The organism is Campylobacter sp. IFREMER_LSEM_CL908 (genome assembly GCF_025771545.1).
Classification (GTDB): Bacteria; Campylobacterota; Campylobacteria; order Campylobacterales; family Campylobacteraceae; genus Campylobacter_D; species Campylobacter_D lari_D.
The window spans coordinates 1-24,538 of the sequence record NZ_JAKMQK010000015.1 but is presented as its reverse complement, the minus strand read 5'-3'; the positions used below and the strand labels follow the sequence as shown (position 1 = coordinate 24,538).

The 24,538-nt window shown below is 27.9% G+C and carries 25 protein-coding genes and 1 other RNA gene; 17 read left to right on the top strand and 9 right to left on the bottom strand.

What is annotated here, in order from left to right; genetic code table 11:
• Nucleotide 1: 1 nt before the first annotated feature.
• Nucleotides 2-571 (top strand): ABC transporter substrate-binding protein, encoded by a 570-nt coding sequence (locus L8U04_RS07010; protein WP_258108135.1) that lies wholly within the window; start codon nt 2-4, stop codon nt 569-571.
• A complete protein-coding gene (locus tag L8U04_RS07005) occupies nt 571-3,000 on the top strand; it encodes an efflux RND transporter permease subunit (protein WP_263709730.1) in 2,430 nt (809 codons plus the stop codon). The genes L8U04_RS07010 and L8U04_RS07005 overlap by 1 nt, the downstream gene beginning before the upstream one ends.
• A 61-nt stretch (nt 3,001-3,061) precedes the next feature.
• Here L8U04_RS07005 and rdgB read toward each other — a convergent pair whose 3' ends face one another.
• Nucleotides 3,062-3,679 (bottom strand): RdgB/HAM1 family non-canonical purine NTP pyrophosphatase, encoded by a 618-nt coding sequence (rdgB, locus tag L8U04_RS07000; protein WP_263709729.1) that lies wholly within the window; start codon nt 3,677-3,679, stop codon nt 3,062-3,064.
• A 76-nt stretch (nt 3,680-3,755) separates the two neighbouring features.
• Between rdgB and L8U04_RS06995 the strand changes: the two genes are divergently transcribed.
• On the top strand, nt 3,756-5,057 hold the full coding sequence (locus tag L8U04_RS06995) for an MFS transporter (RefSeq protein ID WP_263659273.1): 1,302 nt from the start codon (nt 3,756-3,758) through the stop codon (nt 5,055-5,057).
• Nucleotides 5,058-5,063: 6 nt separating this feature from the next.
• Here the strand turns inward: L8U04_RS06995 and L8U04_RS06990 are convergent, their stop codons facing one another.
• Together L8U04_RS06990 and ruvB are read right to left on the bottom strand one after the other, a co-directional pair.
• On the bottom strand, nt 5,064-6,107 hold the full coding sequence (locus L8U04_RS06990) for an AI-2E family transporter (RefSeq protein ID WP_133319757.1): 1,044 nt from the start codon (nt 6,105-6,107) through the stop codon (nt 5,064-5,066).
• Nucleotides 6,097-7,107: a Holliday junction branch migration DNA helicase RuvB gene (ruvB, locus tag L8U04_RS06985; RefSeq protein WP_039619088.1), complete on the bottom strand. Its 1,011-nt coding sequence runs from the start codon at nt 7,105-7,107 to the stop codon at nt 6,097-6,099. The genes L8U04_RS06990 and ruvB overlap by 11 nt, the downstream gene beginning before the upstream one ends.
• Before the next feature lie 87 nt (nt 7,108-7,194).
• Here ruvB and L8U04_RS06980 point away from each other — a divergent pair, with 87 nt between their 5' ends.
• The 4 genes from L8U04_RS06980 (at nt 7,195) to L8U04_RS06965 (ending at nt 13,504) form a co-directional block, all read left to right on the top strand.
• Complete coding sequence (locus L8U04_RS06980; RefSeq protein ID WP_039619086.1) at nt 7,195-7,605, top strand: hypothetical protein; 411 nt, start codon at nt 7,195-7,197, stop codon at nt 7,603-7,605.
• A gap of 1 nt (nt 7,606) precedes the next feature.
• Nucleotides 7,607-7,965, top strand: a transfer-messenger RNA (tmRNA) gene (gene ssrA, locus L8U04_RS06975).
• 225 nt (nt 7,966-8,190) lie between these two features.
• Complete coding sequence (locus L8U04_RS06970) at nt 8,191-11,943, top strand: class I SAM-dependent DNA methyltransferase (protein WP_263709728.1); 3,753 nt, start codon at nt 8,191-8,193, stop codon at nt 11,941-11,943.
• 1 nt (nt 11,944) lies between these two features.
• The gene (locus L8U04_RS06965) at nt 11,945-13,504 is read left to right on the top strand and encodes a DUF4435 domain-containing protein (protein WP_263709727.1); all 1,560 of its coding nucleotides are present in this window, start codon (nt 11,945-11,947) and stop codon (nt 13,502-13,504) included.
• Between the two features lie 29 nt (nt 13,505-13,533).
• Here the strand turns inward: L8U04_RS06965 and L8U04_RS06960 are convergent, their stop codons facing one another.
• Complete coding sequence (locus L8U04_RS06960) at nt 13,534-14,463, bottom strand: ribose-phosphate pyrophosphokinase (protein ID WP_039619082.1); 930 nt, start codon at nt 14,461-14,463, stop codon at nt 13,534-13,536.
• A gap of 64 nt (nt 14,464-14,527) precedes the next feature.
• Nucleotides 14,528-14,932, bottom strand: a complete 405-nt coding sequence (locus L8U04_RS06955) for an acyl-CoA thioesterase (RefSeq protein WP_133319755.1) — start codon at nt 14,930-14,932, stop codon at nt 14,528-14,530.
• Between the two features lie 64 nt (nt 14,933-14,996).
• Between L8U04_RS06955 and ciaB the strand changes: the two genes are divergently transcribed.
• On the top strand, nt 14,997-16,832 hold the full coding sequence (gene ciaB, locus L8U04_RS06950; protein ID WP_263709726.1) for an invasion protein CiaB: 1,836 nt from the start codon (nt 14,997-14,999) through the stop codon (nt 16,830-16,832).
• Nucleotides 16,833-16,850: 18 nt separating this feature from the next.
• On the opposite strand, the gene L8U04_RS06945 is transcribed toward ciaB, so the two are convergent.
• Both L8U04_RS06945 and L8U04_RS06940 read right to left on the bottom strand, forming a co-directional pair.
• Complete coding sequence (locus tag L8U04_RS06945; RefSeq protein WP_263709724.1) at nt 16,851-17,045, bottom strand: hypothetical protein; 195 nt, start codon at nt 17,043-17,045, stop codon at nt 16,851-16,853.
• Nucleotides 17,038-18,507 carry a DNA methylase gene (locus L8U04_RS06940; protein WP_263659277.1) on the bottom strand — a complete coding sequence of 490 codons (1,470 nt, stop codon included), beginning with the start codon at nt 18,505-18,507 and terminating at the stop codon, nt 17,038-17,040. Before L8U04_RS06940 ends, L8U04_RS06945 begins: the two co-directional genes overlap by 8 nt.
• A 204-nt stretch (nt 18,508-18,711) precedes the next feature.
• Here L8U04_RS06940 and L8U04_RS06935 point away from each other — a divergent pair, with 204 nt between their 5' ends.
• Together L8U04_RS06935 and L8U04_RS06930 are read left to right on the top strand one after the other, a co-directional pair.
• Nucleotides 18,712-18,948, top strand: a complete 237-nt coding sequence (locus L8U04_RS06935) for a hypothetical protein (protein WP_133319752.1) — start codon at nt 18,712-18,714, stop codon at nt 18,946-18,948.
• Nucleotides 18,929-19,210: a type II toxin-antitoxin system RelE/ParE family toxin gene (locus L8U04_RS06930; protein ID WP_133319751.1), complete on the top strand. Its 282-nt coding sequence runs from the start codon at nt 18,929-18,931 to the stop codon at nt 19,208-19,210. Before L8U04_RS06935 ends, L8U04_RS06930 begins: the two co-directional genes overlap by 20 nt.
• Before the next feature lie 349 nt (nt 19,211-19,559).
• Here L8U04_RS06930 and L8U04_RS06925 read toward each other — a convergent pair whose 3' ends face one another.
• Nucleotides 19,560-19,823, bottom strand: a complete 264-nt coding sequence (locus tag L8U04_RS06925; protein ID WP_243705656.1) for a TetR/AcrR family transcriptional regulator — start codon at nt 19,821-19,823, stop codon at nt 19,560-19,562.
• 226 nt (nt 19,824-20,049) lie between these two features.
• Between L8U04_RS06925 and L8U04_RS06920 the strand changes: the two genes are divergently transcribed.
• Complete coding sequence (locus L8U04_RS06920) at nt 20,050-20,421, top strand: hypothetical protein (RefSeq protein ID WP_263666379.1); 372 nt, start codon at nt 20,050-20,052, stop codon at nt 20,419-20,421.
• A 15-nt stretch (nt 20,422-20,436) separates the two neighbouring features.
• Here L8U04_RS06920 and L8U04_RS06915 read toward each other — a convergent pair whose 3' ends face one another.
• Nucleotides 20,437-20,652 carry a hypothetical protein gene (locus tag L8U04_RS06915; protein WP_263709723.1) on the bottom strand — a complete coding sequence of 72 codons (216 nt, stop codon included), beginning with the start codon at nt 20,650-20,652 and terminating at the stop codon, nt 20,437-20,439.
• A gap of 70 nt (nt 20,653-20,722) precedes the next feature.
• Between L8U04_RS06915 and L8U04_RS06910 the strand changes: the two genes are divergently transcribed.
• The 6 genes from L8U04_RS06910 to L8U04_RS06885 all read left to right on the top strand — a co-directional run.
• Nucleotides 20,723-20,866: a hypothetical protein gene (locus L8U04_RS06910; RefSeq protein ID WP_263709722.1), complete on the top strand. Its 144-nt coding sequence runs from the start codon at nt 20,723-20,725 to the stop codon at nt 20,864-20,866.
• A 121-nt stretch (nt 20,867-20,987) separates the two neighbouring features.
• Nucleotides 20,988-21,128 (top strand): hypothetical protein, encoded by a 141-nt coding sequence (locus L8U04_RS06905; RefSeq protein WP_165955277.1) that lies wholly within the window; start codon nt 20,988-20,990, stop codon nt 21,126-21,128.
• An 11-nt stretch (nt 21,129-21,139) separates the two neighbouring features.
• Nucleotides 21,140-21,271, top strand: coding sequence for a hypothetical protein (locus tag L8U04_RS06900; RefSeq protein WP_263662597.1), 132 nt, complete (start codon nt 21,140-21,142; stop codon nt 21,269-21,271).
• Nucleotides 21,272-23,083, top strand: coding sequence for a hypothetical protein (locus L8U04_RS06895; RefSeq protein WP_263709721.1), 1,812 nt, complete (start codon nt 21,272-21,274; stop codon nt 23,081-23,083).
• 9 nt (nt 23,084-23,092) lie between these two features.
• Entirely contained in the window at nt 23,093-23,512 is a 420-nt protein-coding gene (locus L8U04_RS06890) for a hypothetical protein (RefSeq protein ID WP_133319747.1), read from the top strand.
• Between the two features lie 2 nt (nt 23,513-23,514).
• A partial coding sequence (locus L8U04_RS06885) for a zonular occludens toxin domain-containing protein (RefSeq protein WP_263709720.1) occupies nt 23,515-24,538 on the top strand: 1,024 nt, incomplete at its 3' end.

The window sequence follows — 24,538 nt, the reverse complement described above, 5'->3', positions numbered from 1 at the left end:
AATGAAAAAAATCATAGCTTTGTTTTTTAGCGTAGTATTTGCTTTTGCTTTAAATTTGCAAGATATTTCTAAAACCATGCAAGAAAAAATTGATGAGAGCTTAAAAATTCTAGATCAAAATAAAAACGATAAAGCTAAAGCAGCGGAAAAAATCTTTGCTTTATTTGATGGTGTTTTTGATTATGAACTTATGGCTAAGCTTAGTCTTTCTACAAGATATGAAAAATTAAGTGAAAATGAAAAAAATGAATTTAACAAAGCTTTTGAAAAAAACCTTAAAAAAAGTTTCACAGATAAGCTTGCTTTGTATGATTCTCAAAAATTAAAAGTGATTAATTTAGAAGAAAAAAATAAAAGAGCCTTTTTAAAAACTTCTATGATAGTAGATGGTAAAGAAAATTTTGTAATCTTTAAATTTTATGATAAAAATAATGACTGGCAAATTTATGATGTGGATATTTTTGGTATAAGTATTATACAAACTTATCGCTCACAATTTAAAGATGTCTTACAAAATGGTGATTTTAAAACCTTGCTTGAAAAGCTTTCTAGTGTTGATTTTTCTAAATAATGCTAAGTAAAATTTTAAAAATCTTTCTTAATTTCCCAAAGCTAACTTTGGGGATTACTTTAATCTTTTGTATATTTTTTAGTTTTTTTGCTAAAAATTTAAGTGTTGATGCAAGTGCTGAAAGCTTGCTTTTAGAGCATGATGAGGGTTTGAAACTATATAGAGAAGTTTCAGCACGTTATGGCAATGATAATTTTTTAATGCTTGCTTTTGCTCCTAAAAATAAAGATATTTTTGCTAAAGAAAATTTAGAAACTATCAAAAACTTAACCCTTGATTTAGAAAAAATCAATGGTGTGCAAAAGGTACTTTCTATCACTAATGCGCCTTTACTTGCAAGTTCTAAAGGTAAAGAATTAAAAGAGCTTATCCAAAATATACCTAATATTTTTAGTCAAGATGTGGATGTTAATCTAGCTAAAAAAGAAATTTTAAATCAACCCTTTTATAAAAATAATATCATCTCAAAAGATGGAAAAACAACAGGAATTTTGATTTATCTAGCGCCTGATCTTGTTTATAATGACTTGATTAATTCAAGAGATAGTGCAAAAAGTAAAAATGAAAAAGAGCATTTTAGAGCCTTGATTAAAAAGTACCAAGAAAGCTCAAGGGAATTTAGTGCAAAAAGATTAGAAGAAATTACTAAAATAGTATCTAAATATAGTCAAAATGGAGACTTTTTACACCTTGGTGGTGTTGAAATGATCGCTAATGATATGATTAATTATGTAAAAAGTGATTTAAAAATTTATGGACTTAGTTTAATAGGGCTTTTATTTATAGCACTTTGGTGGTTTTTTGGCTCTTTGCGTTTAGTGTTTTTGGCTTTGGGAATTTGTGTGGTTTCGCTTTTTACTTCAAGTGGGATTTTCGCGCTTTTGGGCTTTGATATTACTGTGGTGTCTTCAAACTATGTAGCTTTGGTACTCATTATCACTGTTTCTGTTGTGATACACTTAATCGTGCATTTTATAGAAAATTTACACAAACACCCAAAAACTAGCGTTTATAAGCTTTTACTCTCAACCTTACTTGATAAAGCAAGTCCTAGTTTTTTTGCTATTTTAACCACGGTTGTTGGGTTTTTAAGTTTTGTTTTTTCAGATATTGAGCCTATTATCAAACTCGGTATTATGATGAGCCTTGGCATCAGTGTGAGTTTGATTTTAGCTTATATTTATTTTGCAAGTATTTTAGTATTAATGCCGCGTTTAAATTTTAAAGAGCTTAATCAAAATTCGTTGAAATTTTTAAGTTTTTGTGCAAATGTAAGTTTAAAACATAGAAAATTTATCTATGGTATAAGTTTATTTTGTGTGGCTTTTGCTTTGTATGGAATTTTGCAAATTAAAGTAGAAAATAGTTTTGTGAGTTATTTTAAAGATAGTTCTAGGATTAAACAAGGTTTGTTGATTATAGATAAAGAGCTAGGTGGAACTATGCCTTTAGATGTGATTGTCAAATTTAAGCAAAATCCAAAACAAAATGAAAGCTTAGATGAGTTTGAACAAGAATTTGATGATTTATCCAAAGATGATAGATATTTTTTTAGTAGTGAAAAAACAAGAATAGCTGCTAAGGTTCATGAGTTTTTAAGTAAGCAAAAATATGTAGGTTCTGTGCTTAGCTTGCAAAGTTTGCTAGAGCTTGGAAAAAGCATTAATGATGGTAAGACTTTAGATGATTTTGCTCTAGCGTTTTTGTATGAAAATTTAGATGAGAATTTTAAAAAGCAAGTTTTAACCCCTTTTGTTAGTGTAGAAAATAATGAGTTGCGATTTAGCGTGCGTATGCTAGATAGTGATCCAAATTTAAGACGCGATGCTTTTTTAAAACAGCTTGAAAAAGACTTAAATGAGCTTTTGCAAAATGATAATGTAGAGGTTAAAATCAGTGGTATTATGCCTTTGTATAATAATATGCTTCAAAGTCTTTTTTCATCACAATTTGACACTTTAGCCTTTGTGGTGCTTGTGATTTTTGCTTTGTTTGTGGTGATTTTTAGAAGTTTTGTTTATGCTTTTGTGGCAATTTTGGCCAATCTTATACCTTTAGCTTTAGTGTTTGGCTTAATGGGTGTTTTAAATATACCACTTGATATTATGAGTATTACCATAGCTGCTATTTGTATAGGAATAGGGGTTGATGATATGATTCATTATATTCATCGTTTTAAAGAAGAATTAAAACATAAAAGCTTAGAAGAGGCCATAAAAGCTTCGCATATAGGTATAGGAAGTGCGATTTATTATACTAGTGTTACGATTATTCTAGGTTTTTTAGTAATGATTAGCAGTAATTTTATCCCGACGATTTATTTTGGCTTGCTTACGGTTTTAGCTATGAGTTTGCTTTTGTTTGGTTCGCTTTTTTTATTACCAAGTTTTATTTTAACTTATCATTATTTTAAAACAAAATTAAAATAAAGTAAAATCCAAATCACATAAACACCAAAAGCAATAAGCATATATTTTATAAATTGTTTCATCAATACTCCATTTTTTCTAATACCCTTAAGATATAAGTAGCAAACATTAGCGCTTGTGAGCGGTGTGAAATTTTTAATTTTACTTGCTCATCTAATTCACCTAAGGTTTTATCAAAACCTTTTGGGATAAATAAAGGATCATATCCAAAGCCATTATTACCCCTTGGAGTGTCAATAGCAAGGCCATGCATATACCCATGCGTGCTAAAATGTCCATATTTTGAGCTTATAGCTATGGCTGCAGTGTAAAAAGCTTTGCTTTGATGTAGATTTTTTTCATGTAAAGCTTGGATGAGCTTGTTTCTATTGGCCTCATCAGTGCCTTCTTGAGAGTATCTTGCAGAAAAAATCCCTGGCGCATTGTCTAAAGCCTCTACGCTTATACCACTATCATCGCTTAAGGTGATAAATTCATCTTGTTTTTTTTCTAAAGCATTAAAAATAGCTTTAGATTTTATCAAAGCATTTTCTTTAAAACTTATGCCATCTTCGATGATTTCAAAAGGGGTGATGATTTCATTTAAGACATAAATTTCATAAGTAGTTAAAAATTTTTTGATTTCTTCTACTTTGTGTGCGTTAGAAGTTGCTAGAATGATTTTTAATTTTTTCTTCATAAATTACTCTTTTTGTTTTGACTTTAAAAAAAGTTTATCAAAATCATAGTAAAATTATCCTTTATAAGGAGAAAAGATGTTAAAAACCGTTTTACCTTTGTCTTTTATTGTAGGAACTAGATTTTTCGGATTATTTATAGTTTTGCCGGTTTTAAGTTTATATGCTTTAAATTTAAAAGGAGCCAATGAGTTTTTAGTAGGACTTTTAGTAGGTGTGTATGCTCTAACTCAAATGGCATTGCAAGTTCCTTTTGGAATCATTTCAGATAAAATAGGGCGTAAAAAAACTATGCTAATAGGACTTGTGGTGTTTATCATAGGTTCTTTGGTATGTTCATATGCTGATGATATTTATACGATGATGTTTGGAAGGCTTTTACAAGGAGCAGGAGCCATAGGAGCAGTAGCTACTGCTATGATAAGTGATTTTATCAATGAAGAAAATCGTGGTAAGGCCATGGCTATCATGGGTTCATTTATAGGACTTTCTTTTGCAGCTTCTTTAGTGCTTTCTCCTTTAATGAGTGCTAAATTCGGACTTTCTAGTTTGTTTGATTTAAGTGCCATTTTAAGTCTAATTTGTATCGTGCTTTTATTTAGCGTTGTGCCAAAAGAGCATACAATAGTACATGAAAATACTAAAACCCCATTAAAAAAACTTTTAAAAGAAAAAAACTTAGCTTTGATGAATCTTACTAATTGTATGCAAAAAATGCTTATGAGTATTGCGTTTTTAAGTATTCCTTTGGTTTTAGTACATGAGTTTAATTACCCGAGTGAGAATTTATGGCATGTTTATGTTAGCTCTATGGTGCTTGGGTTTTTAGCTATGGGTTTATCAGGATCTTTGGGAGAAAAAAGAGGCTTAAGTAAAGAGATATTGCTTTTAGGTGTGGCGTTTTTTATCATTGCTTATATTATATTTGCTTTTTCGCATAATGCTTTAGTGTTTATGGTGGGTGTTGTAGTGTTTTTTATAGGATTTAATTTACATGAGCCTATTATGCAAAGCTGTGCGAGTAAATTTGCTAAGGTAAATGAAAAAGGCGCAGCTTTGGGTGTGTTTAATGCTTTTGGCTATTTTGGAAGCTTTTTAGGTGGTGTCGTTGGAGGGTATTTTTTACACCATTTTAGTTTAGTTGCTCTTGCTTTTATTTTGATAGCTTTGTCTGTAATTTGGTTTGTGTTGCTTTTGTTTTTACAAAGTCCAGCAGATTTTAAAAATGTCTATTTATCTTTAGAAACAAAACATGATTTAAATATGATTAAAGGCATAAATGGAGTTTTAGATGTGTATAAAAACTCTAAATTTTTAGTGATTAAATACAATAAAAAACTTACAAGCGAAGAAGAAATTTTAGCAATTATTGAAAAATAATCGCTTTTATACAAAATGCTTTTCTTTTAAAATCACATATAATTTTAAAGTAGAAATAAAGAAAGTTAAAATAGCAGGTCCAAGGATAATACCCCAAAAGCCAAAACTTGAAATTCCTGCTATCATTGCAAAGAAAATTAAAAGTTCGTTAATTTGTGTTGGAATTTGAACAAGTTTTTCATTGATCCATTTAATGATATAGGGTTTTACTAAAGTATCTGCGATAAAAGATATCATTACCACGCTATAAATGAAAATCACTAAAGCACCGCTTAGATTGTTATTTGCAAATTCATATAAAGAGACAGGCACATAAACTAAGGCCCCACCTACCACAGGGATTAAAGAGCTAAAACAAAATAATATTCCCATTAAAATCGCATCATAACCATAAAATTTAGTAATGATAGCAAAAAGCACCCCTTGTAAAATGGCATTTAGCACCATAGAATAAAACACCACAGACATTACATTACTCACTTCACTTAAAATGCCTTGAGTTTCTTCTTTTTTCATAGGCACTATGCTTTTTATATAGCCAATGAGTTGGGCTCCATAAAGATTAGCAAAGAAATAAAATACGCAAATTAATACCATGTCAGTTAGAAATTTAGTGCCAAATTTAGTTGCGCTTGAAAGATAGGTTAAAACATTTTTAGAGATAGAATTTAAGTCAATACTTGCTAATGCTTCTTTGATTTTGGGTTCTATAAAGCTTAAAGATTCGGGTAGGTGTAGGGAATAATTTTTAAAATATTCTATGGTATTGTGAAAATAGCTTATATCAAAACCTTTTGCAGCCTTTGCTAGCTCTATAATAGCATATACAAAAGGGATAAAAAATAAAGCTAGCATAAAAGCAGTAGTAGCTGCTGCAGCAACGACTTTTTTACCTTTGAAAATACTTAAAAATTTAACATTAACATTAGAAGTAGAAACAGCCATTAAACTTGCTATGGCTATATTCATCAAAAAAGGTTTAAACAAAAAAAGTACCCAAAATAAAATGATCAAAATAAAACTAATCAAGAAAAAATTACTACTTTTCATCAAATAAACCTTTGTTATATTTTAATTTTAAAACATCAAAGCTTTTTAAGCTTGCAATGCGACCTTTGGCTGTTCTTTCTATATAACCATTTGCTAGTAAATATGGCTCTATCACATCTTCTATGGTATTTTCATCCTCACTTAATGCTGCAGCTATACTAGAAAGTCCTATAGGTTTTCTTTTAGCCTCAGTTAAAAGCTCTAAATACCGCAAATCCATCGCGTCAAAACCAAGCTCATTTACCCCTAAAGAATCAAGCGCTTCTTTAGCTCTTTTTTCGCTAATGATTTCCTCATCATTTACATCAGCAAAGTCTCTTACACGCTTAAGCAATCTTAAAGCAATCCTTGGGGTTGAGCGACTGCGTTTGGCTATTTCTAAAGAAGCTTTTTTTTCACAAGTTTTATTAAGCTTTAGAGCTGCTTTTTCTAAAATGATAGCAAGTTCTTCATTTTTATAAAATTCCAAGCGAAATTGCATGCCAAAGCGATCGCGCAAAGGATTGCTTAGCATACCTGCTCTTGTAGTAGCACCTATTAAAGTAAATTTAGGTAAATCGATTTTTATCGTTTGTGCAGCAGGGCCACTACCGATGATAATATCAAGACGAAAATCCTCCATAGCAGGGTAAAGTACTTCTTCTATGGCGGGACTTAAGCGATGAATTTCATCGATAAATAAAATATCTCCCTCGCTAAGATTAGTTAAAATCGCAGCTAAATCCCCGCTTTTTTCTATCATGGGTGCAGCGGTAGTTTTGATATTTGCATTCATTTCATATGAGATAATGTTTGCTAAAGTTGTCTTACCAAGTCCTGCAGGCCCACTAAAAAGGATATGATCTAGACATTCATTTCTTTTTTTAGCAGCTTTAATAAAAATTTCTAAATTTTTTTTAATGTTTTCTTGTCCTATGTAGCCATCAAAATTTGAAGGTCTAAGGCTTGTTTCATAAGTTTCATCAGGGGAGAATTTTTCAATCTCTACGATTCTATCCATATTTTTTCCATTTTATTTTGTAAGAAATTTTAATTTTATCTAAAATTTGCTAAAATAAACATTTAAACTTACATTATAGAAGTTTTTATGGGAATTTTAGAGCAATTAGAGTTAGATTACGAGCTTGAAGAAATCGAGCGTTTTTTGTATTTTTTTAGAAGTCTTTGTGATGTTTTAGAGCCTTTGATAGTAAAGCTAAGCAGCGATAGCTCAAAATACAAAGAAGCTTTAAAAGACTTAGAGCAAAATATCCACAATGTAGTTTGGGCTGCTAAAAGATTAAATTTAGATGAGATTGCAAATTTTTGCACATTTTGTGAGGAAATTATGCAAGAAGCAGCTAAATTTGATGGGCCTGCTAGCGATGAATTTGTGGATTGGATGTTTTTAGTGGGTGAGCAGCTTGATAGATATTGCAGTGATTATGAAAAAAATGCTTCTTTTTTAAGCGTATTTAACCCTCAAATTGCAAATGTTCCTGATAAAATTTCTAAATAACGGGGACGACTTGGCTTCGACAGGAGTAGAGTGGCCTTGGTGGCATGTCGCTTTGAGCAAAGCGTATAAAGCTCAAATTAAAATTAAACGCAAACAACGTTAAATTTGCTCCTGCTTACGCTAAAGCTGCGTAAGTTCAGTTGAGCCTGAATTTTAAGCGATACTATCTAGCTTAGGATTTGGTCATTTTCGATAGTGTAGATTGAAATTTGACAAGTTTTGATTGAAGTTAAAGTCTTAGTCTAGCTTGAAATTTTGGAAGGTGAGTTTGGCTAGATGAAATTTTCACCTTTGCTAAGCATGTAGATGCCGTGGTTGTTTTATTTTTGGACAGGGGTTCAATTCCCCTCGTCTCCACCAAATTTAATCTTTCATATATCAATTTATTAGAATTTAGTATTTTAATAATTTAATTTCATCAAAGGTTTCTTATTATTGATAGGACTTCAAGGAAGGCTTCTTTTAAGATAGATGGTAAGGTTTTTATTAATTCTAAATTTAAATTCATTATAAAGCTTGATAGTATTTCTTAGCATTTTAAAAAGTTCTTTTTGTTATCATTTTAAAAAATACTAAGGTTGTTCTATGAATTTTTATGAAGAAATTAAAAAATATCTTGATAATAATCTTTTTACCAACTATGCTCTAGAGGTGGATTTTCCAAATATTTATAATTTTACTAAAAATGAAAACATATATAAAACAACCTTAGATAATATAATCTGTCTATACAACGCCACTCAAAGAAATTTTCAAAATTATAATGAACATCAATTTGAAGATGAATTTATATCAAAAGTGTTAGACATTTTAGGGTGGAAATTTATAAGACAAGATGAAAAGATCATACAGGGTAAATTAGAAAAGCCCGATTTTTTGCTTTTTAGTGATGAAAATATAAAAGTAAATTATGAAAATTTAGACAAAGAAACAAAAAAATCAAGTAATGAATTTACTATCATCATGGAATCAAAAGCCTATAATGTGCAAATAGATAATAAAAAAGTAAAAGAAAATCCCCATTTTCAAATTTTAAGATATCTTAGTAATCTTAAGAAAAATTATGGCTTTTTAACTAATGGTAGATTTTGGCGTTTTTATGATAACTCTACACTTAGTGCAAACAAGGTATTTTATGAGATAAATTTAGAACAAATCATAAAAGATAAAAACTATCAAGCTTTTGCGTATTTTTATAGTATTTTTGCTTCAGCAAGTTATACAGAAGAAAAACACATAGAAAAATCTTTACAAGTTAATAAAGAATCAAAAATAAAAATAGAAGATGATTTAAAATCTATCATCTATGGAACTAATGGCAATGAATCTTTATTTGAATTTATAGGTTCTAAGATTTATAACAAAACTAAAGCTGATTTAAAGCTAATCTATGAAAATTCTTTATATTTTGTGTTTAGGCTTTTATTTATTGCTTATTTTGAAGATAAATTTGAAAATATCTTAGAAAAGCATAAATACTTCAAAAGCAAAATTAGCATAAAAACTTTATTGCAAAATTTAAGCGATGATGAAAGCTCAAGTGCTGGCTTTGGTGATTTAGAAATGATATTTCAAATTTATAATAAAGGCAAAGGCAATTTTGACATGCCTGTTTTCAATGGTGGGTTGTTTGATGAGAGCAAAACCACTCTTTTAAACACACCAAAGATTTTCAGCGATAAAGACTTGAAGAAAATTTTAGAACAATTATTATACTACAAAGATAAAAATTTAACTTTTAAAAGAGATTATAAAACCTTAAGCATAGAGCATTTAGGCACGATTTATGAAGGCTTGCTTTCTTACTTTTTTGAAGTAGCAAATGAAGATATTTACTATGTAAGCTATAAAGAAAAATCAAAAGAAATAGAGTGTTATTTTGATAATTATGATTTTAAAATTTTAGAAAAATCAAAAAAATTAGAAAAATACACCTTTTATGAAAAAGGACAAATTTATCTAAAAAATACTAGCAACTCAAGAAAAGCAAGTGCAAGCTTTTATACACCTCAATCTATTGCTAATTTTTTAATCCAAAGTGCTTTAAAAGACAAACTAAACAATGAAAACATTTTGAAATTTAAAATTCTAGACAATGCTTGCGGTAGTGGGCATTTTTTAGTTGGAGTTTTAAATGCTATCACGCATATTGTTTTATCAGATTTTGAACATTTTACAAATTTAAAGCAACTCCACGAACAAGAAAAAGAAAATATCGCAAATCATATAAAAGATTTCACGCAAGATTATGAGTTAGATGAAAGTGATGTTTTAAAACGACTTTTGCTAAAACGCATTATTTATGGAGTGGATTTAAATCCATTTAGTATAGAGCTTACTAAGCTTAGTCTTTGGATAGATAGTTTTATCTTTGGAACCCCACTTTCTTTTATAGAACATCACATAAAATGTGGCAATGCTTTGCTAGGCTCAAGTATAAGTGATTTTGAAAATTTAATAAAGCAAAATAAAGAAAATATTTTCACAAATTCCATTACTCAAGAATTTGAAATTTTGCAAGAAGTATTTGAAAAGCTTGATAATCTACAAGATACCAACGAAGAACAAATCAAACAATCCAAACAAATCTATCAAAATGAAATCACACCAAAACTTGATAAGCTAAATTTATATCTAAACTATATCAACTCACTTCATTTTGCTAACAAAGAAGAATTACAAATTCTAAAAGCCCTAAGTCAAGATGATATACAAAATTTAAGCCAAAATGAACAAGCAAAAGCTATCATTAGCAAATATCAAAAAGAATTTAACTTCTTTAACTATGAGTTGGAATTTCCTGAAATCATAGAAAATCAAGTCTTTAAAGGCTTTGATATCATCATAGGTAATCCACCTTGGGATAAAACTAAATTCAGCGATGATGATTTCTTTCCACAATATAAAAGCGATTATAGAAGCTTAATTGCTAGCAAGAAAAAAGAAATTCAAGACAATTTACTAGCGAAAGATTATATAAAGCAAAATTATGAAAAACAAAAAGCATATATAAATGATTTAAGCGAGTATTATAAAAAAGCTTATCCGCTAAATAAAGGCAGTGGAGATGGAAATTTATTTCGTCTTTTTGTAGAAAAAAATCTTTTTCTTTTAAAACAAGATGGAAATTTAGCTTATGTGCTTCCTAGTGCTTTGATGTTTGAAGATGGAAGCTTGACTTTAAGAAAAGAAATTTTAGAAAATAAAACTTTAGAGTATTTTTATAGTTTTGAAAATAGACAAGCTATATTTTCTGATGTGGATTCAAGGTATAAATTTGCTCTTATGCTTATAAAAAACACGCAAGTAAATCACACTCATAAAATCAAAACGATGTTTTATAAAACAGATATAAACTCACTAAAAAACAAAGATGAAATTTTAACTCTAAGCTTAGAAGATATCAAAAAGCTAAGTCCAACTCACCTAGCCTTAATGGAACTAAAAGACAAACAAGCCTTAGAAATTCTAAGAAAATCTTATAAAGCTTTTCAAACCTTGTCTTTTGATTATATAGATTTTAGAAATGAACTTCATATGACAAATGATAAAGATTTGTTTATAGAAGAGTTTGAGGAAGGGCTTTTACCTTTATATGAAGGTAAAATGATACATCAATTTAATGCCGAATTTAGCCAAGCTACTTATTTTTTAGAAAAGGCTAAATTTGATGAGCGTTTAAAAAGCAAAGAACTTTCAAGAGCTAAAAAGGCCACCGGTAAAGAACTAAAGCCTGAATTGATAAAATATGATAGAGAATTTTTTAGACTTGCTTATAGAGCTGTTGCAAGTGATACTAATGAAAGAACCTTGATAGCTTCTTTATTACCAAAAAATTGTGGATGTGGAAATAGTATTTATTTTAATATTCCAAAACAATATATTTTAAAAGATGATAAAATTTGTATAGATATAATGCCTTATGAAAGAATTTTGCTTGTTTTGGCTTTGTTAAATTCTTTAGTGGTTGATTTTATCATAAGAAATATGGTGCAAATCAATGTAAGCAAAACCTACTTAGAAAGAATTCCTCTGCCTCAACCAAGTGATAAAGAAATTCAAAACAATGAAATCTATAAAACCCTAGCTAAAAATGCCTTGCTTTTACAGCTTTATAATGATAAAAATCATCATTTTGATGAGCTAAAACAAGAATTTAACATAAAAGATGATGAAATTCCAAAAACTAAAAAAGCTTATGATGTCTTAAGAGCAAAAAATGATTTATTAGTTAAAGAACTTTATAGTTTAAGTGATGATGAATTTTCTTACATGATAAGCACTTTTAAAGTCTTAAACGAAAAACAAAGCGAATATATAGCATTGTTAAGGAATTAAAATGGGAGAATATATTTATTATTTGCCTGATGAAAATGGAGATAAAAAAGAATTTAAAACAAATGCAAATTCTATTATAGTAGTAGGTGCCAACGGCTCAGGTAAAAGTAGGCTTGGAGCTTGGATGGAAAAAGAATGCGGAAATTTATATAGAATTCCAGCTCAAAGAGACATAACTATATCAGAGTATACAACAAGATATAATTACGAATTAGCTAAAAACGATTTGTTTTATGGAACTGCCAATCCTAGTCTATATACCAATGTTTTCAGTTATAAATATGATGGATTTAAAAATGCAACAATAAAGCTTCGCAGTGATTATAATAAACTTTTAAGTTATGTTTTATCTTATGAACAAGAACAACTAAGACAAGAGCATAATAATGGTATAAAAATTCAAAATATTATAGATAAAACTAAAAATATTTGGAAAGAAATTTTTCCTCATAGAAAAATAGATCTTATAAAAGATGAATTTTTATGCATTATGGATAAGCAAAATATATATGAAGCAAGAATGATGAGTGATGGAGAAAGAGCTGTATTATACTTGATAATGTATGTTTTGTGTATTGAGAAAAAAATTATCTTAATCGATGAGCCAGAATTACACTTACATCCATCTTTAACTAACAGGCTTTGGAGTGTTTTAGAAAAGCATAGGCAAGATTGTTTATTTATATACATAACGCATGATTTAAATTTTGCTGCAAATCATATAGAAGCGGATAAATTTTGGATTAAATCTTACAATGGGCAAAAATGGGAAATAGAAAAAATAGAAAAAAATGATATGTCGCAAGAATTATTTTTAAAACTTTTAGGTGCTAGAAGAGATATTTTATTTGTAGAGGGAAAAAGTGAAAGTTTAGACACTAAAATTTATAGCATATTATATCCACAATATCAAATCATTCCATGCAGTAGTTGCGAAAATGTTTTAAACTATACAAAAACTTTCAACGAACAAAATGCCTTGCATGGTTTCAATGCTTATGGGATTATAGATAGAGATTTTAGAACACAAGAGGAAATAGATAGTGCAAATAAAAATAAAGTGAAAGTTTTAGAAGTGGCTGAAGTTGAAAACTTATTTTTATTAGAATGCATTATTTTAGCTATTTTAGAACAATCAGACGCAAGAGAAAAATTTGAAGAAGTAAAAGATTATATCTTTGAAATAAAATATAAAAATGTTCTACAAAGTCAAATTTCAGAAAAATTAGAAAAAGAAGTAAAACATAAATTAAAATCTATATTTAAAGAATCAAAAACACCCAAACAAATACAAGAAAAGATTAGTTCTTTGGAGCAACTAATAGGTTTTGAAAACTTACATAAAGATATTGAAAATAAATTTAATTCTGTATATGAAAGTAAAGACTATGATGAATTATTAAAAATATTTAATCAAAAAGGAATTCTTGAAAATGGTGTATTTTTAAGCAAAGTAGGCAAAACAAAAGATACTTATGCAAAATCGGTTTTAAAATTATTAAGAGAAAATGAAGAGCTTAGAAAAGAAGTCTTAAAATATATTCCAAGCTTTACAGAATAATTCTTTGCAAGGATAGCCTTGCAAAGAATTTATACAAATAAAGAATTCACACTTTCATTATGATAAACTCTGCGTATTACCTCACCAAAAATAGGTGCTACGCTTAGGACTTTGATTTTATCCATTTGTTGTTTTAAAGGTATAGTGTCAGTTACTACTAGTTCATCAAGCGCATCTTTGGCTATTCTTTCATAAGCTACGCCACTAAGCACAGGGTGGGTACAGCAAGCTATAACTGACTTTGCACCTTTGCTTTTAAATACTTCAGCAGCTTTTACTATGGTTCCTGCTGTATCAATGATATCATCTACTAAAATCACTTCTTTATCTTTTACATCACCGATGACATTCATCACCTCACTTTCATTAGCCTTTTCGCGTCTTTTATCTACTATAACTATATCAAGTCCTAAAGCTTTTGCTACGCTCCTAGCTCTTGCTATACCGCCTATATCAGGACTTGCAATGATAGGATTTTTATAGTTTTTATTTTTAATATAATCATTAAAAATAATACTTCCATAAAGATTATCCACGGGTATATCAAAAAAGCCTTGAATTTGTCCAGCATGTAAGTCTATGGTAGCTACTCTATCTACCCCTGCTGATTCTATAAGATTTGCTACTAATTTTGCAGTAATAGGCACCCTAGGACTTGCTTTTCTATCTTGTCTAGCATAGCCAAAATAAGGGATGATAGCTGTGATAGAGCTTGCACTTGAGCGACGCAGAGCATCTGTCATGATTAAAAGCTCCATTAGATTATCATTTGTTGGAGCGCAAGTACTTTGAATGATAAATACATCTTTACCACGCACGCTTTCATCTATTTGAATGCTAATTTCACCATCACTAAAACGCTTCACACCCGCATTGCTTAGAGGTAGTGAAAGGTATTTTGAGATTTTTTTAGCAAATTCCTCATTTGCTGAACCAGAAAATATTTTATATCCGCGCATATATAAGCCTTAGAAAGTTTTCTGTGATGATATAAAATTTTTTTTGAAAATACAATAAAACATATCAAAAGCCGTGCAATCTTTTTAAATCCGCATCAATAGGAAGTTTATTTCCGTCTTTATCTACACTTACATAAGTTACCACAGCTGAAGTTACATGCATGCAATATACACGGCCATAATCATTGGCTCTTTGGGTAACTACTTCTACTTCTACGGTGATAGAAGTATTACCTGCTTTGATGATTTTTGCATAGCAAGATACCAAATCACCTACGAAAATTGGTTCTTTAAAAATGATTTTATCCACTGCTACAGTTACTACTCTTTGCGGAGAAAGCTCCCTTGCTGCAATGGCTCCAGCTAGATCAATTTGTGACATGATCCAACCACCAAAGATATTACCAGCAGGGTTTGTATTGCTTGGCATAGCTATAACTCTTAGTTTAGGTTCTCCCATATCTTTCATACATTCTCCTTGTGTTTTAAAAAAAACATTATAATTAAGTTTTAAAAATAAAGAAAGGTAAAAAATGAATGATTTTAAGCAAATAGCAAAAATTGTGAAAAATAGGAAACAAAATATCAATAGTCTTTATAATATACTTCAAACTAATCAAAGTCATCCTTTGATAGATAGAGCTTTAGAACTAGCTAATCTTGAAAATGAAAAAAGCAATATTTTGGCAATGTTGCGTCGTTTGGTGGATTTAAAAGAGGAAAATTTAGTCCAAGAACTTGAGAAAAAAGGTTTAAATGAAGAAGAAATTTCTCAAATAAAATATAAAGTTTTTTCTTTAGTAAGAGCCTTTTATGAAGTAGAACATCAAGATTTAATCGATGAGATTAAGAGTAAAAATTTACTTGATGAGTTTTATTTGGCTTTAGTTCAAGGTGTGCATAATATAGGCGTAGTTATGAATTCTTTTGAGCTTGTTTGGAGCAAGCAAATTTTAGATACAAATAATAAAATCTTAAAAGAACAATTTCCAAATTTAAGCGATGCTTTGGAGTTTTTAAAACAAAATGAGCTTTATCAGCTTAATCAAGATGGTGAAATTTGTGAAAGAAGCTATGGAGCTTTAGTTAAAATAGGAACACTTTGGAGATTTTTACCTTATGCAAAAGCTTTTGAAAATGAAGTTTTAAAGCTTGAATATGAGTTTGATAAACTTTTAGAAAAACTAAGAAATTGCACGTTAGATGATGAAAAAAATGCTTATATTGATTATATAGAAAAATTAAAATTTGCTTTTTGTGAAAAAGATAATAATGAAGTGGTTAAAAAATGGCAAGAAGCAGAGCTTGCGTGGATGGAAGTAAAATGTCCATTACAAATTGGCCATCCTTTAGAATACTATGAAGATTCTTATACACATGCAGTAGCACTTGAGTGGGATATACGCTTAGAAGATGTGAGTGATTTTAATGGGAGTGAGTTTAAAGATAAAATCAAAGAAAGCTTTGCGATGGTGTATGCAAATTTAGATGAAGAAGATGAAGCTTTGTTTGATGAAGTGAATTTTAATCTTGAAAAAACTCAGCTTTATATTTGTATGCCTATGATTTTTTATGGAGCAGAGCTTAAGGGACTTTTTTCTGCTCAAGTAGTGCCAAATGATGAGTATGTAAGCAATATAGCAGGTAAAAAGATCTTTGCTTTTTTAAATTATGTTTATGAAAATGCTAAAACTAAGCCCTTTATGAAGCTTTCTTCTATGGTATTTGAAAAAGAATTTTTAGATTATGGTAGAGAAATTTTATTTTACAATGAAAAATTATGGAAAAGAATTTATGAAGTTTCTACCATAGGTCATGAGTTTGGGCATATTTTCTTTGTGGCAAATGATAGCGAAAAGAAAATGAATGAAAGTGGCGTGTTTAAAAATATAGAAGAGTTTAAAGCTACTGCGGGCGGGCTTGTAAATTTCTTTTTACATGAAGAAGATGATTTAAAGCTTCCTGTATTTTATGAGCTTATTAAAAGGGCCATAGGATTGATTGCTTGGCAAAGAGTAGAGGAGGTTAAGCCTTATTATACAGAAGGTTTGATTCATTTGTCATTGTTGTTTAAATCAGGGGTGTTATCTTTTGCAAATGAGAAATTAAACATTAAATTTGATGAGGAAGCTTACGAGAGTTTTAAGGCTGTGTTTATGCAAAATTATTATAAGCTAGCAAGACATTATATGTTAAAAGAAGATGCTAAAAATTATTTAGACGAATTTTGTGTTTTAGAAGATGAGGTGTTTTTACCGCTTGATGAAGAGTGTAAGGAATTTGTAAAATACTACTATGAATTACACAAACTTTATGGCAATGAAATCGATGAAAGTGGAGAGTTTGAAAAATATTCTAATGCAAAATAAAATTTTATCAAGAAGAACTTAGCTTTCTTCTTGATATTTACTATTTTCTAATACTTTTTCCATATCTTTTTGCGTTTTTAAAATAGCTTTACTAAAGCCATTTAGTACTGAAAATGGAGCAAATTGTGCCGCTCTTTTTTCTCTTGACATTGGTGGAAATTGTTTTGATTTTTGATATTTTATATCTATTATATCTTTATATTCATCATGCATTATGACCTCCTATTAAAGAAGTAATTTCTTTAGTCTCATCATCCAAGCTTGAAGCTTTTAAAATAGCTTTTTTACCAAATTTTTGTATGATTTGAAGTCTTGCTTTTTGGAGCTTTTCTTCTTTTTCAAGTTGATTTTTCTCTTGTGAAATTGCATTAAAATCACTAAATAAATTTAATTCTTGGTAATTTTCTTGAGCTTTATCTGTGATATTATTTAAACTTAGGCTGATTTTTCTAATACTTAAGTTTTTATCACTGATTTTATAAAAAAGTTCTAAGGTTTTTTTGTTGATGATTTTTAAAGAATGGGTAAAATTTTCTAAATTCATACTTCCGTGAGCATTTTTAGGTATAGCTCTTCCGTAATTATCTTTAGTGATAGCTCCTTTATAAGAACCTAAAAAACTTGAATTTTCTAAATTGCTTTTATCATATTGTATATCTAGTGTGATATGGTTTGTTTTAAGGTTATTTTGTATAAGTTCAAGTACTAAATGATCTACAAGTTCTTTTAAAACTTTTATTGTTTGATTATTATCATATGCAAAAGGCAAAACCTTAGCCATGATTTTAGAGTGATTTTGTGATTTGTAATTTTTAATATCTTTCATTGTGCAAGTTTCAACGCCCCATGCATGATCGATCAAAAGTTCAGCATTAACACCAAAGTGTTTATAAAGCAAGTCTTCATGTTTTAAAGAAAATCTTGCAAGATCTCCCATAGTATAAATGTTTAAATCTGCAAGTTTTAAGGCAATACCTTTACCTATACGCCAAAAATCTTTTAAAGGTTTATGCTGCCACAATTTATATCTATATAATTTTTCATCTAAAAAGGCTATAAGCAAGCCATTTTCATCTACTTTTTGTCTTTTAGCAAGTATATCCATAGCAATTTTAGCTAAGTATAAATTTGTGCCTATGCCTGCTGTTGCGGTGATTTTACTTGTGTGTGAAATATCAAGTAAAACCTTAGTAAGTAGCTCATAAGCTGATAGTTTGTATTTTTCAAGATAAGAACTAAGATCGATAAAAACTTCATCAATAGAGTATATATGAATATCTTTAGCATCAAAATACTTCAAATAAATGCTGTATATTTTTGTGCTAAATTCTATATAAGTAGCCATTCTGGGCTTAGCAATAATGTAGTCTAATTCTAAATTTAAATCATTTTCAAGTTCCAATATATTAAAACTTTTAGCTTTAAAGTGGTGTTTTTGAGCTTGTTTTAGTCTTTCTTGGTTGATTAAATGGATTTTTTGTTTAAACTCAAAAAGTCTTAATCTACCAGGTATATTGTAAGTTTTTAATGCAGGTGAAACTGCTAGTATGATGGTTTTGTCCGTTCTTGTTTTATCTGCTACAATAAGATTAGTTGTTAAAGGATCTAAATTTCTTAAAACACATTCAGCTGAAGCGTAAAAAGATTTCAAGTCAATAGAAGCGTAAATTTGCATAGTATGTGAAGCTTGCCTTTAGATTTATTAAGTTTTGATGATATTAATTATAACAATAAAAATTACTAAAATAGATGAAATAAAATGAAATTTATAAGGTGGCGGACAGAGAGGGATTTGAACCCTAATAAATATTGATTTTTTCATAAAAATATTTTATTATGTTTTTTTGTTATAATTTTCAAAAAAAGAAAGGATTGTTATATGTATTTAGAGCTTTCAAGAGAATCAGAACATTTTTTAACTAATTATTGTAAAGATAACAATTTAAGTCAAAAAGAAGTTTTAGAACTCGCTTTAACCTATTTAGAGCATAAGATAAGAATAGAAGATTATAAAAAAGATATAGAACTTTATAAACAAGGAAAATTAAAAACATATACTTCTGATGAAGTTTTTTCAAAAGTTAGGTCTAAAATAAATGCAGATCATACAAACTGATCGTTTTTTAAATGAATTAGGGGTAATATCTGATTTTATTTCATTGGATAGTGTAAAACAAGCTAATTTATTTTTAGATAAATTAGAACAAAGTATTCATAATCTTTCTTTTATGCCTTATAAAAATAGAAAATCTTTATCTTTTGATGATGAAAATATAAGAGATTTAATTTTTAAAGGTTATGTTATCCCTTATTTAATTGATACAAACAAAGATCAAATTATAATACTTGGTATTTATAAAAGTAACATTTTCTTTTAAATTTTTATTTTTTATTTTATTTTTTATTTTATTTTTTATAAAAATAATAAATAAATATACTATAATTTATAATCGTAATTAATTACAAAAGCTATTTTTTAGAATCTTGATTGCTTTCTTTTATTTCTTTTTTAAATCAAGATTCTTTTACTCATTCTATTTCTTTTTTTAATATTCTAGCTTCTATATCAGCAATATAGAATTTTTTTCCTTTTCGTTTAATTTCTCAAAAAGTTCTAATAACTTGCTTTCCATTGGATTATTTTCTTTTTTGGAATAATAACTAATTACTGCTTTGTATAATTCTGGGTTGTTTTTTCCCAATTATAAAGTGTTTTAATATCTTTTTTTATTCATTTTCTTTTAATTTTCTTTTTAATATTTTTGTTTTCATTTCTGATAGATAATATTCTTTTTCTAAATCTGTAAGATTTTCATATAATTTTTGTAATTCTTCTAATTTTGAATTTCTTTCATTTTCTTTATTTATTGAATTAACTATGAAATTATACAACTTTGGTCTTGTTTTTTCCCAATTATAGAGTGTTCTTATTTCTATGTCTAGTTTTTCTGATATTTCTTTTTTATTGATTTTATTTTGAATTTCTTTCATTTTTAAGCTACTTTTTATTTTTTATATGAAATAATTTCTAAAATATATTTGAAATAATTTCATATTTAATTATTTTTAATTTTACTAAATTTTTTTAAATTTTTCAAAAGCTGAAAAGTCAAATTATTAGAATTTAATTTTTGAGCTTTTGCTCTGCTCCCTTTTTTCTTAACACCTTGAAAGGGAGTTTTTTTAAAGGTGTTAATTTTTTTTGAAAGGTGTAAAAATGGAAATTGTAAGTCAAGATTATTTAATTAATTATAGTCTTTCAAATGGTCTTGTTAGATCTGTTGCTGAAGGTTCTTTTGATGGTAGGACTTATTCTGCTAGTGTTAGAATAGAATCATCTAATGTTTATGATGTTTTAAATGAAAAAACCGGCGTTTTGGATACTATTAAAAAAGAACTTATCTTTCGTATTATTTGCCCTGATAATTTAACCGCTGGTCAAGTTCTCTCATTTATCCGCAATAAGTTTAAAAATAAAGAAACTATTGTTATTGACGGTGGTATTCCTGATAATAATGGAGTTGTTAGAGTGAATAATCCAATAGAACATTTTTTAGGTGTCGAGTTTAAAAAATCCGATAAAAAATAATTTTTTTTGAAGTATTTAAAATATTTTAAATACTTCTTTTTGAATTTTCTTATATTTTTTGGTGTTGAAAATATAAGAGAATTTAAATTCTCTAATAAAAATATAAGGAATTGTTATGTTAAAGAAAATTTCTAAACATAAAATGTTAGCTTCTGCTTTTGGTGTTGCATCTTTTGCATCTTTTGCTTCGGCTGCTGTTACTGTTAGCGAAGCTGGTGTTGCTATTGTCATCGCTGCTATTGGGACTATAGTTGCTGTTAAAGCCAGTATAAAAATGCTTAAGTCAATTTAAGGTTTTTTTATGGGTTTTGGTTTTAGCAATGTATTTGATGTAGGTAAATTAATTCTTTTTGCTAATTCGCTTATCGCTTTACTTATAGCAACTTTTTTTATTGTTAAATCTGTATTAATTTCAATTAAAATCTTAAATGATGTTGTTGATTAGTTTTTTTTGCACTATTTTTTTAAAAAAAATAGTGCCTAGCGCCGACAATTCAACTTAAAGGCTTTTTAAAAACTTCTCGGCGATGTGTAACACTTTCAAGCCTATTTTAAAGGATTTTTTTATGAAACTTGAATTACCTTTGGAAGTTTTATATATTTTGGGTCAGCAAAACTATAATTTTTTAATGAGTTTAACAGGTATTCTTTGTGGTTTTTCTCTTTTGCTTCTTGTGGTGCTTTTGATAGCTTCTTTTAAGTCTTAAAAGGTGTTTTTATGAGTGGTATTCTTAACATAACAGGCGTTGTTAGTTTTGATTTCTTTTTTAGTATTTTCATATATTTTATTGTTGGTATAACTCCTATTTTGCTTATTTTGGTTTTATTTGTTAGTCGTTGGATGAAGTAAATGCGTTTTTTAATTTCTTTGTTATTTTTTCTTGATTTTTCTTTTGCTTTTTGGCCTGTGTATTATTCTCCTTCGGATTGGCTAAATCGTTCTTTTCCTAAAAATTTTATTGGTAATGCACATTTTAGTGCTAATTTTGCTTTTAGTGAGATTGGTTTTGTAGTCAGTGAGCGTGGAGCACTCTATTTTAACTCATCTAAGGAGTTAGATCCTGATTATCAAGATTTTACTGTAGCTGATTCAAGATATCCATATTCTGACTATTTTTATGATAAGTATGATTTTAAAGTTCCAGATACTGCATTTTATGAAGTTCATGTTATTAATGATAATTATATTTACGGAAAATTATTTATAGATGATGTTCATTTCGGTGGTGGTGAAATTGGTATTTTACTTAGTTTTGGAAAGCCAAATACCCTGAAAGAGATTGATAATAGTTGTTTGCGTCCTTTAGATTCTATTTTTGATTATGAAGAAGGTTATATATACACCGACGGCGGTGATAATTACTATAATTCTCCTTTTATCATGAACAGTGAAGATGAAGGTTGCGAAGGCTCTTATAATGGAGAATATGTTAATATTGAATTGCAAAGAGGTTTACAAGTTCAGAAATTTTATCAAACTTTTTATAAAAAAATTCATGAACCTTGTGAAGATAATTATATTTTTAAAATTGATGATAGCGTTAATTCTGTTACTTGCGTTCCTTGCCAACCTGGTGAAATAGCTGATAGTTTTAAAAATAAATGTGTTTCTTTGATTGATAAAGAAAGTATATCTAATCCCTATTCTTATGCTAAAGCTCAGTGTTTTGAAAATGGTGGTTTAAAATACATTGATAGCGTTCTTGGTATTTCTAATGGTGGTAAAGGTTATAATTGTGTTAGTATTTGTGCTGATGAAACTACTTATATAAATTATAATTGCCCTAATATTATTGATTTTTCTAAAGATAATTTTACTCCTTCTTGTATTGAGCATCATTGTAGTTTTATTTCAAATGAAAATACTAGTTCTAATAATATACCTTTTCATAAACCTTCTACCCCATCTTCTAGTGGTTCTGAAATTAGTATTTCTAAAGATAATGATAATATTTGTTTTGATGGTAATAGTTGTTTTAAAGCTGATGATAATACTGATGTAAAAGACAATAAAATCTGTATTAATGGTAAGTGTTCTTCTATTAATAAAGGATCAGGCTTTAGTAAAAATAATACTATTTGTATTGATAATAATTGTTTTCATTTTGGTCATAGTGATGAAAGAACTTCTATTAAGGATAATAATAAGTTATGTATTGGTAGTAATTGTTCTTCTATAAAACCTTCTAATCCTGTTGGAAATAGCTCTAATAATAGTAATAGCTCTAATAATAGTAATAGCTCTAATCCTGTTGGAAATGGTTCTAATGGCGATAATGTTTGTAAAGATAATAATTGCGGTTCTTATGATGGATCTGATTTTGGTAGCTATAATAGTTTTATTGATTCTTTAAAATCAGATTTTTTATCTTTTTCTGATGATTTGAATAATCAATATAAGTCTTTTTCTAATTCTATAAATGATTTTATATCTGTTGTTGAAAGTGGTTTTAAATCTATAGATTTTCCAATACAGACAAATACTTGTCCTTTAACTTTTGATTTTGATTATATAGATGGTAAAAATGAAATAAAAATTGATTTTTGTGAATTTACAAGTAAATTATCAGGCGTTTTCTATATTTTCTTTTATTGCCTTTTTTTCTTATTTTTTATCAGGGTTATTTGGCGTTTTTCTCTTAAGTTTTTAATTAATCTTTAAAGGAATAATATGTTTCAAATTATTGTAGCTACGCTTGCTTTTTTTGGTGATTTTTTTAAAAGATATGTTATTGAAGCTAGTTTAAGAATTTCTAGTTTTGTTACGATCATTGCTATAAATTCTTTATTTTTTTTGGCTTTTTTTGCTGGTCTTTTATCGTTTGCAAAAATTATAATTTTTGTTTTTAATGAAATAAATAATTTTTTTGAATATATCAATTCTTTATTTTTAAGTTCAGATGATATATTTTTAAATGTTTTGTCTGTATTTTCATCTCTTGGATTTTTTAAGGCTTTTAATGATGTTTTTTCTGTTTTTTCTCCTATTTTAATTAGTGTTTTTGTTTTAATTTTTTCTAAACTTCTTTGGTCTGTTCTTTTTCATATTAGAAATTCTGTTTTAGCTGTAATTATTTCTATTAAGGAGTAAAAATGGCTATTACTTATATTGTTGGCAATCCTGGAAGTGGTAAAACTTATTTTGCGGTAAATAAGCTATATGAATATTTTGTTGAGCCTACTTTAAAGAATAAAAAAATATTAGGTTTTGAAATTAAAAGAAAAATTAAGACTTTTGATTATCTTTATTGCTATACTAATATAAATGGCTTAAAATTTGATATTAGCAATAAGCTTTTAAAGTTTGATTTTGATGTTTTTTATTTGTATCTATCAGAACTTTATAATTTATATTCTAATAGTGCTAATGATGATGAAATAAATATTAAAGCCAATGAATTGAAATTATTTAAATTAATGTTTATTATTGATGAGATACACAATGTTTTTAAAAATAAAGATGATAAAATTTTAATTTGGTGGTTAACATATCATCGTCATATACATCAAGAAATTATTTTAATCACTCAAGATTTAAGTTTAGTTTCTAATGAATATAAAAGAGTTGCTGAGTTTTTTTATAAAGCTTTAGATAGTGGTAAAAGAATAAGTAAAAATTCTTTTAGATACGCTCAATTTTCATCTTATAAAATGTATGGCAAAGATTTAGTTTTTAGATTTTCTTTAAAAGCTAATCAAGAAGTTTTTAATCTTTATCAGTCTGGGAAATCTAGCTCTAATAAATCTTTTTTTACTAAAATTTTTATTTTTGCTTTTATTTCTTTTTTTCTTTTAATTTTATTTTTCTATATTTTTTTAAATTATTTTAATACTAATTCAAATGATATACCTAAAATTAATTCTGATGAAAATAACTTAACTTTTAACTTTGATAATAATTCTTCATTTCCTTTATTTAAAACAAGTAATTATTTAAATGATTTTTCTGATAATGTTAAAGATTTTAATTCTACTTTTGTTTATAAGGTTAATTGTATTCAACTTGAATGTAATATTGTTGATAAGGATGATAATTCTTTTTTTAGTATTCCTAGAGATTATTTTGATGAAATTCTTAATTTTTACAATCCTGTTTTTATTCATAAAACAAAAATTT